This window comes from Solitalea longa (assembly GCF_002920915.1).
GTDB classification, from domain to species: domain Bacteria; phylum Bacteroidota; class Bacteroidia; order Sphingobacteriales; family Sphingobacteriaceae; genus Solitalea; species Solitalea longa.
On the sequence record NZ_PQVF01000005.1, the window covers coordinates 185,601 to 203,930 of the forward strand.

The 18,330-nt window shown below is 37.9% G+C and carries 12 protein-coding genes; 6 read left to right on the plus strand and 6 right to left on the minus strand.

Going from position 1 to position 18,330, the window contains the following annotated elements; genetic code table 11:
- Positions 1-115 precede the first annotated feature (115 nt).
- The 6 genes from leuB to groL all read left to right on the plus strand — a co-directional run bounded on the left by leuB (position 116) and on the right by groL (position 5,596).
- Positions 116-1,189, plus strand: a complete 1,074-nt coding sequence (gene leuB / locus C3K47_RS08295) for a 3-isopropylmalate dehydrogenase (RefSeq protein ID WP_103788657.1) — start codon at positions 116-118, stop codon at positions 1,187-1,189.
- Positions 1,190-1,357: 168 nt separating this feature from the next.
- Positions 1,358-1,816 (plus strand): YciI family protein, encoded by a 459-nt coding sequence (locus C3K47_RS08300; RefSeq protein WP_103788658.1) that lies wholly within the window; start codon positions 1,358-1,360, stop codon positions 1,814-1,816.
- A gap of 104 nt (positions 1,817-1,920) precedes the next feature.
- On the plus strand, positions 1,921-2,421 hold the full coding sequence (locus C3K47_RS08305; RefSeq protein ID WP_103788659.1) for a hypothetical protein: 501 nt from the start codon (positions 1,921-1,923) through the stop codon (positions 2,419-2,421).
- 46 nt (positions 2,422-2,467) lie between these two features.
- Positions 2,468-3,364, plus strand: coding sequence for a DUF6263 family protein (locus tag C3K47_RS08310; RefSeq protein ID WP_103788660.1), 897 nt, complete (start codon positions 2,468-2,470; stop codon positions 3,362-3,364).
- 198 nt (positions 3,365-3,562) lie between these two features.
- The gene (locus C3K47_RS08315; RefSeq protein WP_103788661.1) at positions 3,563-3,838 is read left to right on the plus strand and encodes a co-chaperone GroES; all 276 of its coding nucleotides are present in this window, start codon (positions 3,563-3,565) and stop codon (positions 3,836-3,838) included.
- Positions 3,839-3,955: 117 nt separating this feature from the next.
- Positions 3,956-5,596 carry a chaperonin GroEL gene (gene groL / locus C3K47_RS08320; protein ID WP_103788662.1) on the plus strand — a complete coding sequence of 547 codons (1,641 nt, stop codon included), beginning with the start codon at positions 3,956-3,958 and terminating at the stop codon, positions 5,594-5,596.
- A gap of 239 nt (positions 5,597-5,835) precedes the next feature.
- On the opposite strand, the gene C3K47_RS08325 is transcribed toward groL, so the two are convergent.
- From C3K47_RS08325 to C3K47_RS08350, 6 genes are all read right to left on the minus strand, one after another.
- Complete coding sequence (locus C3K47_RS08325) at positions 5,836-6,330, minus strand: hypothetical protein (protein WP_103788663.1); 495 nt, start codon at positions 6,328-6,330, stop codon at positions 5,836-5,838.
- 33 nt (positions 6,331-6,363) lie between these two features.
- Positions 6,364-7,836, minus strand: a complete 1,473-nt coding sequence (locus C3K47_RS08330) for a SusD/RagB family nutrient-binding outer membrane lipoprotein (protein ID WP_103788664.1) — start codon at positions 7,834-7,836, stop codon at positions 6,364-6,366.
- Between the two features lie 26 nt (positions 7,837-7,862).
- The gene (locus tag C3K47_RS08335; protein WP_103788665.1) at positions 7,863-11,027 is read right to left on the minus strand and encodes a SusC/RagA family TonB-linked outer membrane protein; all 3,165 of its coding nucleotides are present in this window, start codon (positions 11,025-11,027) and stop codon (positions 7,863-7,865) included.
- 609 nt (positions 11,028-11,636) lie between these two features.
- Positions 11,637-13,253 (minus strand): SusD/RagB family nutrient-binding outer membrane lipoprotein, encoded by a 1,617-nt coding sequence (locus C3K47_RS08340; RefSeq protein ID WP_103788666.1) that lies wholly within the window; start codon positions 13,251-13,253, stop codon positions 11,637-11,639.
- A gap of 13 nt (positions 13,254-13,266) precedes the next feature.
- Positions 13,267-16,392, minus strand: a complete 3,126-nt coding sequence (locus C3K47_RS08345) for a SusC/RagA family TonB-linked outer membrane protein (RefSeq protein ID WP_103788667.1) — start codon at positions 16,390-16,392, stop codon at positions 13,267-13,269.
- A gap of 380 nt (positions 16,393-16,772) precedes the next feature.
- Complete coding sequence (locus C3K47_RS08350) at positions 16,773-18,305, minus strand: SusD/RagB family nutrient-binding outer membrane lipoprotein (RefSeq protein WP_103788668.1); 1,533 nt, start codon at positions 18,303-18,305, stop codon at positions 16,773-16,775.
- Positions 18,306-18,330 lie beyond the last annotated feature (25 nt).

Consider the following 18,330-nt stretch of genomic DNA (forward strand, 5'->3'; position numbering starts at 1 on the left):
GGGGGAAGCCCCGGCTGCCCTTCGGGGTTACCCCTATCCCCTAAAGGGGAAAAGAATAATTCCGATCTCAGCTATAAATTAATCTTCCCTTTTAATATGTGTAATCATTAATAAAATGAATAAGAAAATAGCCGTTCTCTCAGGCGATGGAATTGGACCGGAAGTAATTGCCCAGGCAATAAAAGTACTGGACGCAGTAGCACAAAAATTTAATCATCAATTTGAATATACAAATGCTTTGGCTGGAGCCATTGCTATTGATAAAACAGGTAATCCGATGCCTGACGAAACCTTACAGGTTTGCTTAGAATCGGATGCTATTCTTTTTGGCGCAATCGGCGACCCTAAATACGATAATGATCCAAATGCAAAAGTTCGTCCGGAGCAAGGATTATTAAAAATTCGTAAAGAGATGGGCTTGTTTTGCAATATTCGCCCGGTTACTACTTACGAATCATTAATAGGAAAATCTCCTCTAAAAGAAGAACGAATTAAAGGTGCTGATCTGGTGGTTTACCGAGAATTAACGGGAGGTATTTACTTTGGAGAAAAAGGCCGCAAAGGCGATGGATCAGTGGCTTTCGATAACTGTGAATATTCTGTAGGCGAAATCGAACGTATTGCCAAGCTTGCGTTTGAGGCTGCGCAAGCACGCCGCAAAAAACTAACCCTGGTTGATAAAGCCAACGTTTTAGAAACTTCGCGTTTATGGAGAGATGTGGTGAAGAAAATGGCATCTCAATATCCTGATGTAGAAGTTGACTTTTTGTTTGTTGACAATGCGGCTATGCAAATGATTGTTGCGCCAACACAGTTTGACGTTATTTTAACCGAAAACATGTTTGGTGATATCATCTCTGATGAGGCCAGTGTAATTACCGGCTCATTAGGTCTGTTGGCATCCGCTTCAATTGGTGCTAAAACAGCTATGTTTGAACCTTGTCATGGTTCTTACCCACAAGCTGCCGGTAAAAATATTGCTAACCCAGCAGCAACCATTTTATCAGCTGCAATGATGTTGGATTACTTCAAACTATTTGATGAAGCTAACCTGATCAGAGAAGCTGTACAAAACGGCATCGATAAAGGCTTATCGACAATTGATATTAACCCTGAAAATCCTTTAAGTACAACTGCCGTAGGCGATATAGTGGCTAACTATATTGCTGAGTCAGTAGTTACTGCATAACTATTTTTACTGATTTATTTTTTGAAACCTGATCCTGCCTCCTCAACCAAGGGCAGGATTTTTTATTTCAGAATTTAAGTGATAAATGAAAACTCACGGATTAGCTAAATTTCTATCAACTGCAAAAAGAATGGTTTGAGCCTTGATCCAGAAATGTTAAATTGAACTATGAAAAAACCTCTTCTTCTGCTAACATTGATTTGCATGGTTTTAATAACCAAAGCTCAAAATGTGAACATCAACTACAATAAGGCACTGGCTGATTCACTTGGAGCGGATGAATATGGCATGAAGCCCTATGTTTTGGTGATATTAAAAACCGGAACAACAAAGATCGATGATAAGAAGAAACTAGACAGTATTTTCAGAGGGCACCTGAATAATATAGTTCGACTGGCCCAAAAAGGGGATCTAATTGTAGCCGGTCCATTAAAAAAGAATGATAAAACCTACCGTGGAATATTTATTCTTAACTTCAAAACAATTGATGAGGCCAAGCCTGTTTTAAATACCGACCCTGCTGTTTCATCTGGTGTACTTGATTTTGAATTGTACCAATGGTATGGTTCGGCCGCTTTACCTATGTATCTTCCATTTAGTGAGAAAATAGAAAAAACCAAGCCTTGATATAGTTTAATTAACCCCATTTGTAATCCACATTAATACTCCTAATAAGATAATCGGGAATAAAGTTTAAGCTGTAAATTGCAGCCTCTTTCAACAACGCTGCTATGGTAAAAAAATATTGGGTGGTACTGATAGCTCTTATGGTTGGCTGCCAGCCCGGAAAAAAGGAGGCCCAACAATCTGCTGATTCACTTGCAAGCTTAAAAGAAACGGATTCGGCAGTTTCGGAAACACCTTATGCTAAAGAAATCAATGCGCAAGACACCTTGTTTAATGATGGTAGCATTCCCACTTCCTGGAGTACTGCTGGATTCAGTGACCCTGTCAAATTTAAACTCTTTGTGGTTTCATTTAAGGATTGGGTGAAGAATGATCAAACGGATAGCATTGCTGCTCATATTAAATTTCCGTTAGGGAAGATTAAAACGGCTGAGGAGTTCAAAAATAACTATCCTAAACTTTTTGATGAACCTTTGAAACGAGCCATTGAGGACCAGCATCTCAACCAGATTTTCAGAAATCAACAGGGTGCGATGATGGGAAGCGGAGCGATATGGTTCATCGAGTCAAATGGCAACTATTATATTTCGGCCATTAACAATTAGCATTATCCATTTAGAAAACTATCCTTTAGAAATAAAAACATAGATCATGAATAAGAAAACCCTTGTCCTGGTATTAATCGGGACCATAACTTTCACTAACCTTTGGGCGCAAAAAGCAATCACTTTAAAACAAAATTTAACGCTCGGCAAAAAATACACCTATGAAATGAATGTTGACCAAAATATCAATCAGGATGTTATGGGCCAGCAAATTGATATGAAGCAATTGTTGAACATCACTTACAGTTTTGATATTGTTAATGCAATCAAACAGGATAAAAACATAAAGGTGGTTTATGATAAAATTTATTCGCTAACCGAAGCAATGGGTGCTTCAACAGAGTACGATTCGGCCAAAGATGACGGAACCGGCAACAATCCGTTAAGTGCATTAAAAGGAGCAGGATTTACAATGGTTGTTTCGCCTAAAGGAGAAGTAAAATCTGTTAAAGGCGCGGATGAAATGATGGAGAAAATGGCGCAGAAATCGAGTTCAGACTCTGCGACAGTGGAAAAAGTTAAAGAAATGCTGGGTAAACAGTTTGGCAATGAAGCCTTAAAATCAACCATGGAATCTTCACTGAAAATCTATCCCGACAAACCGGTTAAAGTGGGTGAATCATGGATGATTGAAAGCTCTGTTCAAAGCATGCTTCCAATGAATATCAAATCGACTTATACACTTAATGAAGTAAAAGACAATAAAGCTTATATCACGGTTAACAGCGTTATAAGTGCAAACGGTCCTGCAGAAATCATGGGACTAACGCTTCAAACCAATTTAAACGGACAGAATAATGGAAATATGGTGCTCGACATAAAAACCGGCGTAGCTTTAGATTATCAGGTTAAGGTTGAAATTGACGGTACTATGAGTGCAATGGGCCAAAATATTAAAATGAAAATCAATGGGGCAAATAAAGTAATTGGCAAAGAATTGTAAAATGGTAAGAGGAACTAGCAAGAGTTTGGGCTTCAGGCTTTAACAGCTATAAACTGCCAAAATTTCACCTCATTTATTTATAAATTAACACTAGTTGACAGTTAATCTGCCAAATACCGGTTGATTACCCCCTCAAATTTGTTTGGCACAATCTCTGTTAAAAAAGGGCATATCATTTAAAAAAATTATCATAGAACTATGGCATTAAATATTAAACCTATCGCAGACAGAGTAGTAGTAGAAGCTGCTCCTGCAGAAACGACTACCGCTGGAGGTATCATTATCCCTGATACTGCTAAAGAAAAACCTCAACAAGGTACAATTGTAGCAGTTGGTGCTGGCAAAAAAGATGAACCTATGACTGTTAAAGTTGGCGATACCGTTCTGTATGGTAAATACGCTGGTACTGAAATTACTGTTGAAGGTAAAGAGTATTTAATTATGCGCGAATCTGATATCTACGCGGTTATTTAATGAAAAAATGAGCGAATTATAGAATGATAGACTAGAGCATTCACTCATTCAGTCCTTCTATCACTCATTCATTTTTATCCTAATCTCTCATCAAATCATTTAAGAATTAAAAAGAAAATGGCAAAACAAGTAAAATACAACGTTGAAGCACGCGACGCTCTAAAGCGCGGTGTTGACATTTTAGCTAATGCGGTTAAAGTAACTTTAGGTCCTAAAGGCCGTAACGTAATTATCGATAAGAAATTTGGTGCTCCATCAATCACTAAAGACGGTGTTTCTGTTGCTAAAGAAATCGAATTAAAAGATTCTTTAGAGAACATGGGCGCTCAAATGGTAAAAGAAGTTGCTTCTAAAACTGCTGACATTGCAGGTGACGGAACTACCACTGCTACCGTTTTAGCTCAGGCTATTGTTACTGCAGGTGTTAAAAATGTTGCTGCCGGTGCAAATCCAATGGATTTAAAACGCGGTATTGACAAAGCTGTTGCTGCTGTTGTTGCTAACTTAAAACAACAATCACAATCAGTTGGCGATGACAACAATAAGATCAAACAAGTAGCTGCTATTTCAGCAAACAATGACGAAGTTATCGGTTCATTGATCGCTGAAGCTATGGATAAAGTGAAAAAAGAAGGTGTTATCACTGTGGAAGAAGCTAAAGGTACTGACACTACTGTTGAAGTGGTTGAGGGTATGCAGTTTGACCGTGGTTACCTTTCTCCATACTTTGTTACCAATGCTGATAAAATGGAAGCGGAATTAGAAAACCCTTACATTTTAATCTACGACAAGAAGATCTCTTCAATGAAAGAATTACTTCCTGTTTTAGAAAAACAAGTTCAAACTGGTCGTCCTTTATTAATTATTGCTGAAGACTTAGAAGGCGAAGCATTAGCTACATTGGTAGTAAACAAAATCCAGGGCCGTTTAAAAGTGGCTGCTGTTAAAGCTCCTGGCTTTGGCGATCGTCGTAAAGCAATGTTAGAAGACATCGCCATCTTAACTGGCGGTACAGTTATTTCTGAAGAGCGTGGTTACAAATTAGAGAACGCTGATTTAACTTACTTAGGTCAGGCTGAGAAAGTAGTTATCGACAAAGACAACACCACTGTAATTAATGGTGCTGGTAAAAAAGAAGACATCTTAGCTCGCGTTAATCAAATTAAAGCTCAAATCGAGTCAACCACATCTGATTACGATAAAGAAAAATTACAAGAGCGCTTAGCTAAATTAGCTGGTGGTGTTGCAGTTCTTTACGTAGGTGCAGCTACTGAGGTTGAAATGAAAGAGAAAAAAGACCGTGTTGACGATGCATTACACGCTACTCGCGCAGCTGTAGAAGAAGGTATCGTTGCAGGTGGTGGTGTTGCATTTATTCGTGCGATCTCTGCATTAGAAGAGTTAAAAGGCCATAATGACGATGAAACTACCGGTATCGCTATCATTAAACGCGCTATCGAAGAGCCTTTACGTCAAATCTGTGAAAACGCAGGAATTGAAGGTTCTATCGTAGTTCAGAAAGTAAAAGAAGGTACTGCTGATTTCGGTTATAACGCTCGTGAAAACCGTTACGAAAACCTGATCGCTGCAGGTGTAATTGACCCTACTAAAGTAGCTCGCGTTGCTTTAGAAAACGCAGCTTCTATCGCTTCTATGTTGTTAACTACCGAGTGTGTGTTAGCAGATGAGCCTTCAGAAGACGGCGGTCATGCTCACGGAGGCGCTCCAGGTATGGGCGGCATGGGCGGTATGATGTAATATCATTAGACCTCTTAAAAAAGGACTTAAATAAAAAACTCCCTTTCGGTGATAAGCTGAAAGGGAGTTTTTTTTGCGATCAATATCGATTTATACTATTCTTAAACGCTTACCATACTTGTTTCTGCCATAACGATTCTTCTTTTTGTTAAATCGTTATTTCAGGAGGGCACATCGTGTCAATAAAAAAGGTGTTCATAAAGAACACCTTTTCATTATTTACCAAAAGTTAATAGCTACTATTTGGTTACGTATACTCTTACATATGTAGGAACGATGGTTTGACCATTATCCAATGTAATCATAAAGTAAAAGTTATTAGCTAAAAAACTAGTATTTAAATCAGGTGCAGGTACTGTTTTACCGGTTTTAGTTTTGTACTCAGTTAAACTGGTTACAAAAGTTGCGGTAGTTCCTTGACCAGGGATTGGAGCTGTATTATACAATCCCGTTGTAACTTGAACTGAGCCATAAGCTGTTCCAGAAGCTACACGAGTGATCTCCTTAATTGTCCGTCCAGATGATGCCGGAATACTTAAGACAACTTTAATCTCATTATTAGCTACAGATGCACTTACAGTTGGTGCGACAAACTGTCCATATATGTTTGATACTGTTACCGGAATTTCAGGAACACCATTTCTTAATGCAATCGGATCATCCTTTTCACATGAACTTAAGCCGAGTGTTGCTGCTAAACCTACTATTAGAAGCGATTTTATATTAAATTTCATATTTTATTAAGTGTTAATAAATCATCAAACGGATTATTTACCCCACCAAACTTTTACATCCGTTTTTGGGCGAGGTTTAGGTTGATTAGGGTTTGCATTGCCTTCGTTATCTGTATAAGATAAACGCAATGGAACGACAGAAGGATTGTCGCCACCTGCATTTAAAGACACTTGTAGATTAGGATATCCAGTTCTTCTATAATCGTTATAAGCTTCAATAGCATTACCCACCAATGACATGTATTTTTGAGTGATAATTTGCTGAAGTTGATTATCTGGAGTACCGCTTAAATTAACGATTGTTGGGTTGCTGCTGAAGTATTGATTGATCTCATCAACAGTCATACCTACTTTAGCCATTGACGCTTTAATTCCAGCCTGGAAGTGTTCGTTAGCTGTTTTACCAGTTGTTACTCCCAATGAAAGCACTGCTTCAGCTAAAATAAACTGGCTTTGGAAGTTTGTTAATAAACGAACCGGAGCCTCTCCTGTAGCACCAACTACATAAGTATTATACATTGAGCGGAAGCCAACAGCAGGAGCTGCTACGTTTGCACCGTTATCATAAGCGACAAACTGCGGAATAGTTTTACCTGATGGAATTGGTTTCGTATAGTATTTAGCTAACCTTACGGTATCATTTAAACTTTTTGCCAATGTTAAGAAACGAGCACTTAACATTTGGTTGTTTTTAAATGAACCCGAAATATCTTGTTGATAGTAAGGGTTTTGATTACCAATTGCAGTACTAAATTTCACTTCAAGATCCACGGCATTATTGTCAATAAAACCATTTGAACTTGCAATTACCTCATTAATAACAGCTGTTGCTTTAACTTTATCAACATTAGTCAGCTGAATTGCTAATTTTAAAAGCAAGGTATTAGCAGCTCTTTTCCATTTAGCCAAATCACCACCGTAAGAAAGGTCATCAACGCTTGGTTTTAAAGCAGACTGCTTATCTAAATCAGCAATACCGCTTTTTACAAGGTCAAACAAACTAGTGATTCCTTTTTCAGTGTTTCCTAAGTATATATCCTTTTGAGCATCATAACGAGGCTGAGGAAAGTCAAGACCTTTACCAGCTTCTGAATAAGGCACATCACCCCATAAGTCGGTAGCCATAGCCATTGTATATGCTAATTGGATTTTAGCTATACCTGAATAAGCTGGACTAGTAGCTTCAGAGGCTTTAATAATCTTGACAAGATTATTTACTGTACCATTGTAAATTTCATAATCCCATTGATTATTTAATAAACCCGGAAGCAAATAGTTATCATAGTTTAACGCAGAGTTTGAAAGACCTGCATTATACTGCACTAGGATACCTGCAGCGCGGCCAAGCTCATTACCGCTAGCCCATGCCATACCAATGGTAGTAGTAGGCAGTAAAATCTTCACCGGAACATCCGTTGGTTTATTAGGGTCCTGATTTACATCCAAATAGTTTTGACATGATGCTAAAACAAATGCACATGATGCCAATAATATCGTCTTTTTCATACTTTTCTTTATCTATTATTAGCTTATTAGAATGACACTTTAATACTAGCACCAAAATTTCTGGTATTAGGAGCACTTTGCAACTCTAAACCACGAATATTTCCTGCTCCTTGGGTGTTAACCTCTGGATCGATTGGGCTGTTAGGCGCATAGTAAAATAAGTTTCTTCCATAAACTGTGAAACGAATGTTGTTAATCGCGCTCGTTTTAATCATACTTCCTTTTAAATCATAGCTTAAAGTAAGCTCTCTCATACGGAATGTTGTTGCATCAAATACAGCAAACTCACCACCTCCAATACCTCCGAAACCTGAGTTCCAGTAAGTTTGTGCAGGAATTTGAATGTTGTTAGGAACAAATGAGCCATCGGAATTTGCAATTACACCTGGTAAAATGTGTGGCATCTCACGATCAACACCCGTTTCAGCTAATGATCCATTTCCTCTTAACGTAGCAATGGTCCATGAAACTAACTGACCACCTTTTTTGTAGTCAACAAGAGCAGATAAAGTGAAGTTTTTGTATTTAAAGGTATTGGTTAAACCGGCCGTCCAATCTCTGTTAGGATTTGCTACAACTTGGTTAGGAGTAGTTCCTGCATAAAGACCAGTTTTAGGATCAATTAACAAATCACCATTTTCATTGCGATTGTACGTACTACCCATGATCACACCATAAGGCTGACCTACAACAACTGATGGAATAACACCACCAAAAGCGCTGCCAGGAACCGCAAATGAAGGGACACCTTCTGCAATAGAAACTACTTTATTATTGTTTTTAGCAAAATTTGCTGATACATCCCATCTGAAGCCTCCTTTGCCAATTGCTGTTACTCCTAAAGTAGCTTCAATACCTTTATTGGTAATTTCACCAATATTAGTATAACGGCTATCATAGCCAGAAGAGGCAGGAAGACCTACTGCAATAATTTGATTTTTACTCGACTGGTTATAATAAGTAAGATCTAAGTTAATTCTGTCTTTTAAGAATGATAGGTTTGTACCAAACTCATAAGAAGAAGTAAATTCAGGACTTAAAAGAGGGTTTGCAATAGTTGCATCGGCACCGTAACCTAAAATACTACCACTTGGGAAGTTATAAGTAGCTACGTTATTACCAAAGCTCCATGAGCTATAAGTATTTGATAATACATAAGGGTTTGCATCCTTACCCACTTTAGCGTACGAAGCGCGAACTTTACCCATGCTTAAAATATCTGATTGGATATTGAATGCATCAGTGAAAACAAAGCTACTTGATACCGATGGATAGAAGAATGTGTTATTCTCTGTTGGTAATGTAGATGATTGATCAACACGGCCAGTTAACTCAAGGAACAAATAGTTTTTATACCCTAATGACATCTGTGCGTAGTAACCTATCAATCTTCTTTTTGACGAAGCTTCGCCAGATTCAGTAAACGAAGAACCGTTAGCAACATTCCAGTAACCAGGAATTGACAAACCGGTGGCTTTAACAGTTGCATTTTGATAAACACGTTGGTTAATGTTTTGACCTAATAATACTGAAGCATTTAAGCCATCAACAAAAATGTTGCTTTTCTTAGCAGTAATTAATAAATCGCCGTTGAACTCACTTCTGAAGAATTGATCGTTCATTACACTACCTGCAGAACTTGCAGCTTGAGTAGAACCAATTGCAACTGAACGTTTACGTCTGTCGGTATAAGTATCTAAACCTAAACGATAACCTACATTTAACCAGCTAAATACATCATAACCAAGGTTTACATTACCCATAACACGCGATAAGTTACTTGTTAATGAGTTTGAATTTGCTGCGAAATAAGGATTATCTCTTCCTGCTATAAACCAATTGTTTGAACCATCAGCATTTATATAATTATTTTTGTAATAATTAAAGTCTGTAGATCTGGTTACACCCCAAATACCGAACATTGAACTGTTTGCACCATTACCCTGAGTTGTTGCTCCATTTTGGATGGTGTTAAAATAGTTAATGCTTGTTCCTAAGGTGAGCTTATCAGTTAAAGATAAGTTTGCTGTAAACTGAGCATTTAATTTCTTAAACTCAGAGGTTGGAAGAATACCTGTTTGGTTAGTATTTCCTAATGTCAAACCATAATTGTTTTTAGCATCACCGCTATTAATTGACAAGTTGTTTTCAAAGCTGGTACCTTGATTAAAGTAATCAATCAAGTTGTTTTTGTAGTTATTGTAAGCAATTGAACTACCTGGCTGATAAACAACACCGTTTACGTTTGGAGTAGTTCCAGTGGCAACAACTAAACCATTAGCTAATGATGGGGTGCTACCAAATGCAGGTCCCCATGAATTACCTGAAACACTGTTGAAAGCACCGCCGGCACCTTGTCCATACTTATTTTGCAAATCAGCAAAACCGTAAACATTCTGAACACCATAAGAAGAGGAGAATGTAACTGCAGTTTTACCTTTTACTCCACTACCTCTTTTAGTAGTAATGATGATTGCACCATTTGAAGCTCTTGAGCCATACAGTGCAGCAGCAGCAGGACCTTGAAGAATGTTCATTGATTCAATGTTGTTCAAGTTCAAATCCAACGCTCTGTTTGCTGGTTGATTACCGTATAAAGTAGTGGTAGATTGATCCAAGTCATTGCTAACCGGAACACCGTCAACTACAAATAATGGCGAGTTGTTACCGGTAAATGAAGAGATACCACGCAAAATAATGTTTGAAGAAGAACCTGCATTACCACTAGCACCAGTGATGTCAACACCTGCAACTTTACCTTGTAAAGTATTAATAATGTTTACATCTCCTTTGTCAGCAAGCTGGTCTCCTTTAACGGTTTGAGTAGCATAACCTAAATCTCTTTTTACCTTGGTAACACCTAAGGCGGTAACAACAACTTCACCTAACTGCTTAGCATCTTGCTCTAGCGAAATGTTAACAGTTGAAGTAGCACCTACAGTAACCTCTTTTGTAGAATAACCTACAAACTTGAATACTAATGTAGAATTTGCAGGTGCAGCAATTGAGTATTTACCCTCAATATCTGTTTGTGCACCAATTGAGCTTCCTTTAACAAGGACGCTTACTCCGGGGATTGGCCCCCCGTCTGATTTGTCAGTAACCGTACCGGTAATGGTTCGATTCTGAGCCATGACCGTACTTGCCACAAAGAGAAATACAGCAATGAAATAGAGTAACCTTTTCTTCATATAACTAAATTTTAGTTCCCTAAACTATATATTAAATACAGCATTGCAAATACCGAGTAGCAGGTCTGTTACAGAATGGCTGTCGAATAAATTCAAAATAAAATTTTGAAAACATGCTTAAAAACCAACAATTAGTGTACAAAGAGCTGTTTTTTTGATAATTGGAAATTTTTATTCGAAGAACTTTTTTGTTTAATTCAGAATACTGACCCATCTTTTTGTTACAATTTAAAAACAATTGTAATACTTTTGTTACTATACAATAAGCCAGAAAGCCTCCCGCACTTGTCTAAAAAACGAGCAAAAAAAATCCCCTCAGTTGACTGAGGGGACTCAATTAATTATGGTAAAAACTTAATAGAAAACTATTTAGCAAACCAAACTTTTTTCTGTAAATCGTCTCCAATTGCACCGGTTAATCTTTACCAGAACAGCAACCCAAGAATGGCCTGATTTGTCTTAAATAGCTCCACAATCAAAGCCATCTTAAAGCCTGGGAACATCCTGCCCATTCCCTTATTGAAAGCACTAATCTCGACCTACCATTCCTAAATAAGAAAAGGAGTGCCGTACCCCGACACTCCTTTTACTAACATTTTTTATTTCTAATTATTGAACTGAAGAAGTACAATAGTTTTTGTCTTTATCCCACCATACATTGGTAGAAACTTTATCAGCCCCTCCTAACAATTGAACACCAGCATTATAATTAGTTTGGTTGTTCAGAGACTCGCTTTGAGGAAAAATCTGACGACTTATAAAGTTCTTTGGATCTTTAATATCAAATGTTGCAGGGAAAGTACCCGCACCCGGATCACGCTCTTTTGGCACATCAAAAGCAGGTAAATTTAATCTGCGTTTATCGTTCCAAGCCTGTAAAGAAACGTCAGGGAAATTAGCAATATACTTTTGAGTGATGATCTTCTCCAACTTTGTATTTCCTGCTCCGGTAGCATCATCATAACTAGCAGAAGTACCCCATGCATTTTTTGCATTTGAAGCTAAATATGAATTAACATTCCCTGCATTCCAAGCAGCAAAAGAGGCTTTCACACCGTTTTCATACCAAGTTTTTGCATCTGTCGCTATAAAACCGCGCTCAGCTGCTTCGGCTAACATAAAACACACTTCAGGATAAAGGAATAAATCAATTTTACGTTTATCACTTGAAAGTATATTAACTTCACTCATATAGGCATTAGTTGAGCCGATATTAACATGCTCACCTGTTGGCAAACCTGGATAAACCCCTACCCATTTTTTTCCAGTCACACTCGGATCAAAATAGATCGAACCACGAGGATCGACATCAGAAGGATGGGTTTCCGCAGATCCTGCATATGCCACACCACCAATTCCGGTAAGAATTTTTTGGAAAGAACTGGTCATTACCATTTTCTCACCCCAACCAACCTGGTACATATAGTAATTATAAGCATTACCCCAACCTGTGGTACCAGCAATTTTGGCGTCATTGCCTTGTTGCATTACTCCGGCGGCAAAAGCAGCTTCAGCTTGAGCCTTACATAATTGCGGATTTACCTCAGATACTTTCAAAGCCAAACGTAAACGCAACGAGTTTGCAAACTGTTTCCATTTAGTAATATCTCCGAAATAGATAGGATCTTCTGCTGTTAAGAAATCCTTTCCAGGGCTAAACTGTTTTACTGCGGCATCCAACTCAGCAAAGAAAAAGTTATACTGCGCTTCCAAAGATTCGTAAGCAGGATTTGCTTCGGCAGGACTCTTTGGAAAAGGAATTGGACCAAAAAAGTCAGTAGCTTGAGACTGAATATAAACTCTCCAAACTCTCGCCAAGGCAACACCGTTCTGAGCCATTGGATTATCCTTACCTTGAGCAATAACTGTATTTAATGTACTCAACCATTGGTAATGAGCTTTCCAATAGTCACCATTCCATCCTCCATTAGGCGTATAGTTTCGGGTTGTCCAGCCGCCAGATGGATTAATGTATTGAGAATAAAAGTCGATGTTCAAATTTTTAATACGCTCATGCAAGTGAGCAGCGCCAACTAAACCTCCGTTTAATGTAAAATTCATGTCAACACCATAACGTAAAACGGTACCAATTGTTGACTTGTTAAAATCATACATGTCAGCCGTTGGCTGGTTAGGGTTATCATTTAACCCATCCAGACCTTGCTCGCAACCCGTCAAAAGGACAACACCAGCAAGAATCCATGATGATAATATATATTTTTTCATATTAGTTTACTTATTAGAATATCACGTTAAGATTAAAACCAACGCTGCGTAAAGTTGGCATACTACCAAACTCAATACCTTGCGCATTACTATTTGAGTATCCTGCCTCAGGATCAAAGCCTTTAGTTTTGCTATAGATCATGAATGCATTACGTGCTACCAGACTCAATTTAGCTGAAGAAAAAGGAGATTTGCTCATTAGGCCTTTTGGTAAAGAATAACCTAAAGAAACTTCACGTAAACGAACATTCGTAGCATCATAGATCCAAGGTTCAGTTCCATTGCCTAATCTGCCCCAATAAAGTTCTGCTTTTGTCTCAACTGTGTTCGGGGTCCCCCCAGCAGTTACACCTTTTACCAACATTTTATCACGTCCCTCTAAAGTTTCCTTCAAAGTTCCAGCAGTCATCCCATTATTTATAGAACCCATATACACTTCACCACCATAACGCATATCTACTTGGAAGCCCAAATCAAAGTTGCCATAAGTAAAGTTGTTATTTAATCCGGCCATCCACTTAGGATTGAAATTGCCTAATTTTTCAAATTCAGTACCGAATGTTGGTAATCCTTTATCGTCTACAACAATGTTGTTTTTATCATCTCTTACATATTTACGTCCATAAAGGTCACCATAAGCGCCACCTTCTTTAGCTGTAATTTGCAAGAAGCCATTAGTACTATTGTCGTTTAGCAATTGAACTTTAGTATCTTCTGTCAATTTCACGATTTTATTAGTATTCTTCGCGAAATTAAGAGCCACGTTCCAATCCAGTTTTTCAGTTTTAACCGGGTTAGCAGAAAGAACAACCTCAATACCTTTGTTGTTAACTAAACCAGCATTCTTGTAATGGAATTCATATCCATCAGAACCTGAACTCTGAACTTTTAAGATTTGATTTTTAGAATCTTTATTATAGTATCCTAAATCAAGACCAATTCTGTTATGTAAAGCCTTTAACTCTAAACCAAACTCATAAGATTCAACAAGCTCATTTTTAAGATCATACAATGCTTTTGTATTTGAAGCATTAGAGTTTATGATTTGGATAATGTTTCCGTTTTGATCAGTTACATTCTTTACAGTAATGTTCATGTAATTCATCAACTGGTAAGCAGCTGCATCGTTACCAACCTGAGCCCATGATGCACGTAATTTACCATATGATATTGGGCCTAAGTTTTTGCCGTTACGTTCAAGCATTTCTGAGAAAACCCAACTTGAACTTAGAGATGGATAGAAGAATGAACGATTTTCCGGAGAAAGGGTTGAAGTCCAGTCATTTCTTCCTGATAAATCCAAATAAAGGAAGTTTTTATAGCCGAATGAAGCTGTTCCGTATAATGAGTTAATACGTTTTAAAGTATGAGCATCATTAACGGTTGGAACAAGGCTATTAGTAAGGTTGAAGAAATTTGGAATAAGTAACCCGTTTGAGTTAGAAAACAAAAGGTCAGTTCTTTGGTACATGGTGTTACCACCTGCTGTTGCATTAAAGCTAACTGATGAAGAAATAGGCTTGTTAACTGAGAAAAGTACATCCGTGTTTGATTCGCTATACTTATCATCAGTAACATTGTATGTACCCGACTGTTCCCAATATGGAGTATTAGTTGCCTGACGTAAATTATACTGTCCAGTATACATATCCAAGCCTTGACGAACCTGAACGTTGAACCATTGTGTGAAATCGTATTTAAACGATACAAAGCCCATTGAACGGTTACGACGGTCGTCGTTTGTATTATTGTAAGCCGCCCAGTATGGATTTCTTACTAATCCGCTATAATTAGACGTCCAAGATAAAGGTTTACCAGAAACATCTGCTCCGTCAACACTTGTACCTGAAGGGAAAGCATAATTCGCTGTAGATTTTAAATCAGTAAAATGTACTGAACGAGGCATGATCAGATAATTTCTAAAAATATTATCTGGATCGGCAGCAACTTTTGTTCTGTTTTCTGTTTTCTGATTTGAGAATGAAATTTTAGCATCTACAGAGAACTTTTCATTCAATTTGCCTGTTCCTCTTAAGGTAAATGAGGTCTTGTTAAAGCCACTGTTTGGAACGATACCTTTGTTATCATTTCTTGTTAACGCAGCACGGAAGGTTGTATTCTCATTCCCTGTTGCCATTTCAAATGAATTGGTTAACGTAGTACCGGTTTGAATAAAATCAGAAAGATTATTGGCTCCTGGAGAATAAGCTACACTTTTACCAGTGTAATCAGTCACTTTCTGACCATCCATTTTACCACCCCAGCTTGCCGCTGCATTTTTATCAAACGCTCCGCTAACACCTTGTCCGTAAACATTCTGGTATTCAGGAGTTTGCATAGGGTTATCAAAGGTCAGGTTTGCATTATAAGCTAAAGAAACACCGCCTTTTTTACCCTTTTTAGTGGTAAACATAATTACACCGTTACCAGCACGAGAACCGTAAAGAGCGGCCGCAGCAGGTCCTTTTAAAACAGACACTGATTCGATATCATCACTGGATACATCATTGATACCAGATCCTTTATCAATTGATTTATTACCCCAGAAATCTGCTGTAGCGCCTGAAAAGTTATCAATAGGAACTCCATCAACAACAATTAGCGGCTGATTGTTACTTCCCAAAGAACTATTTCCACGAAGAACGATTCTTGAAGAACCGGTTGGACCGTTACCATTCTGTTTAATTTGCAAACCTGCAACTTTACCAGAAAGTGTACTTACCACATTTGGATCTTTAACACGGGTTAAATCATCACCTTTAACTTCAGATACAGAATAACCTAAAGCTTTTTTCTCTCTTTTAATACCTAACGCCGCCACAACAACTTCACCAAGTTGTTTTGAATCTGAAACCAAGGCAACGTTTACAGTAGCTTGGGTACCAAGCTTAACTTCTTTTATGGCATATCCCACAAATGAAAAAACTAAGGTGCTGCCAGTAGCTGCAGAGATGGAGTACTTACCATCAATATCAGTTTGGGCAGCCATAGTTGTGCCTTTTACCATGATGGTAACCGAAGGCAGCGGCTGATTGTCTTCGGCCGAAGTAACCGTACCCGTTATGGTACGATTCTGGGCTGACGCTACTGTTGTGATAAGCAACAATAGAGACATGAGTTTAAGTAGCAATTGTTTCATACGATTGGAAATATTTATTACTCGTAAAATTATATTTTTTTTATAAACAACAAAAAAAAATTAAATTTTTTGCAAATGTTCCCAATCCAGTTAAATATTTTATTAAACAATATGCTTATAACTATTTCTATTACAAGAAATAATGGTGTTTGAACCCGAAATTGATGTGTAGAAATTACACCTTTGACTTTCTCTAAAATGAGCCCTAATTCTTTGTTTTATTGAAGCTTAGCTAAACTAACTGGCACCTAAAATGCTTAAAAAGTAAATTTTTTTAGACCTGCATAATTTCTAATAGAGCAAACTGGCCGCTTATTTTAACTATTACTATAAAAAAGGCCGGTTATTTAAACCAGCCTTTTCTATAGTTATCAGAAAACTTATTTATCCCACCAAACTCTACTTGTTAATGCATCTCCGCCAGATAAAGCAGCAACTGCACCATCATAATTAGCCTTATTTACAGACTGCTCTGCAACTGGATAGGTAAATCGCCTTGGAATGGTGGCTCCAATAACAGAAGTTGGGTAATTTGTTGGAACCAAAACAGGAAAACCGGTTCTCCTCCAGTTAGCATATGACTCATAGAAATTATAAGTTCCTCCGCAAGTGGCCCAAATTTGTTCATTGATGTCTTGTTCCGGATTACTTAATGATAAACCATTAGCATAAGCATCTGCGCCAGCTAAGTCAACAGCAATACCATAATGAACAAATGAACGAATTCCTAAAGCAACACCTTTCTTGAAATAGGTGGCTGCATCGCCTGAAATAAAACCACGTTGAACTGCATCTGCGGCTAGAAGTTGTGCTTCTGATGCCGTCATAAAAAAAGTTGGACTTTCATACAATAAGGTTTTGGTGGCAGGTTGAACATAGCCATCTAATGAGCCTGGGTATCCTGGCGCAGTTTCAATACTCTGAACACCTCCCAAATCATATCCGTTAGGCATACCTATTGAAGAAGCTGTTGCCGCAGCACCAGTTGCAGGGTTTTCTGCAAATAGGGCTAATCTTGGATCTCCTTTCGCTTTTAACCAATTTACAAAAGTAGCTGAAACACGGTCTGCACTTCGTTCATAACCTTGTAATATTACTTGCGATACTCTGTTTTTAGTTAATCGATCACCTGATTCATCTCCAAAAACAATGGCATCCTGATTTTCATTGTCTAAAATCCCTCTCCCAATTGCCTTTGCTGCATACGTCTTTGCATTTGTAGCATCCACCTTAATTAAACGCATAGCTAAACGCAGTTCCAGTGAATTAGCAAGCTTTTTCCAATTTTCGATATTTCCATTGTAAACCAGGTCATTATTTACGACTCCACCGTTAGCTGCATCCAAGGCTTGAGCAGCCTCATCAAGCTCCTTCAACATATCCATGTAGATATCTTGCTGTTTATCATAAACTGGTGTCAGAACCTGATCATAATAGCCTCGGCCGGCCTGAAAATAAGGGACATCACCATACAAGTCGGTTATACGATGAAAAGTAAACACTTTCATTATTCTGGCAACCTGGTAAAGGTTAGCATATTGAGGTTTATCTTTAGATAATGCTAGTAAATCAACAACCGCTTTAACTTGCTCTGAATATGATTTTTCCCAATAGGCTGATAAATATGCATCATTTCTTCTGCTTTTATCGCCTACCCAATAACCATTTACCGAGGCAAGCTGTTGGGTCATCATGGAGCAATAGATCAGATTGGCTCGCCATGTTTCATATGAAAAGTCTGTTGACCCCGTATAGGTTACCTGAGAATTTGATAGCAGTAAATTCGGATCAATAGTTTGACTTGATGCTCCTGTAGGATCTGTATTTAGATCTACGAAATCACCGGTACAACTAGCCGTTACAACAGTAATGGCACCGACTATAAAGAGCAGTTTTCTATATATCTTTTTCATGAGAATTTCAATTTAAATAAATCAT

What these genes read in the sequence shown, in the direction of transcription:
- leuB (WP_103788657.1), top strand. Translation starts at nt 116, where the DNA reads ATGAATAAGAAAATAGCCGTTCTCTCAGGCGATGGAATTGGACCGGAA.
- C3K47_RS08300 (WP_103788658.1), top strand. Translation starts at nt 1,358, where the DNA reads ATGAAAAAACCTCTTCTTCTGCTAACATTGATTTGCATGGTTTTAATA.
- C3K47_RS08305 (WP_103788659.1), top strand. Translation starts at nt 1,921, where the DNA reads ATGGTAAAAAAATATTGGGTGGTACTGATAGCTCTTATGGTTGGCTGC.
- C3K47_RS08310 (WP_103788660.1), top strand. Translation starts at nt 2,468, where the DNA reads ATGAATAAGAAAACCCTTGTCCTGGTATTAATCGGGACCATAACTTTC.
- C3K47_RS08315 (WP_103788661.1), top strand. Translation starts at nt 3,563, where the DNA reads ATGGCATTAAATATTAAACCTATCGCAGACAGAGTAGTAGTAGAAGCT.
- groL (WP_103788662.1), top strand. Translation starts at nt 3,956, where the DNA reads ATGGCAAAACAAGTAAAATACAACGTTGAAGCACGCGACGCTCTAAAG.
- C3K47_RS08325 (WP_103788663.1), bottom strand. Translation starts at nt 6,330, where the DNA reads ATGAAATTTAATATAAAATCGCTTCTAATAGTAGGTTTAGCAGCAACA.
- C3K47_RS08330 (WP_103788664.1), bottom strand. Translation starts at nt 7,836, where the DNA reads ATGAAAAAGACGATATTATTGGCATCATGTGCATTTGTTTTAGCATCA.
- C3K47_RS08335 (WP_103788665.1), bottom strand. Translation starts at nt 11,027, where the DNA reads ATGAAGAAAAGGTTACTCTATTTCATTGCTGTATTTCTCTTTGTGGCA.
- C3K47_RS08340 (WP_103788666.1), bottom strand. Translation starts at nt 13,253, where the DNA reads ATGAAAAAATATATATTATCATCATGGATTCTTGCTGGTGTTGTCCTT.
- C3K47_RS08345 (WP_103788667.1), bottom strand. Translation starts at nt 16,392, where the DNA reads ATGAAACAATTGCTACTTAAACTCATGTCTCTATTGTTGCTTATCACA.
- C3K47_RS08350 (WP_103788668.1), bottom strand. Translation starts at nt 18,305, where the DNA reads ATGAAAAAGATATATAGAAAACTGCTCTTTATAGTCGGTGCCATTACT.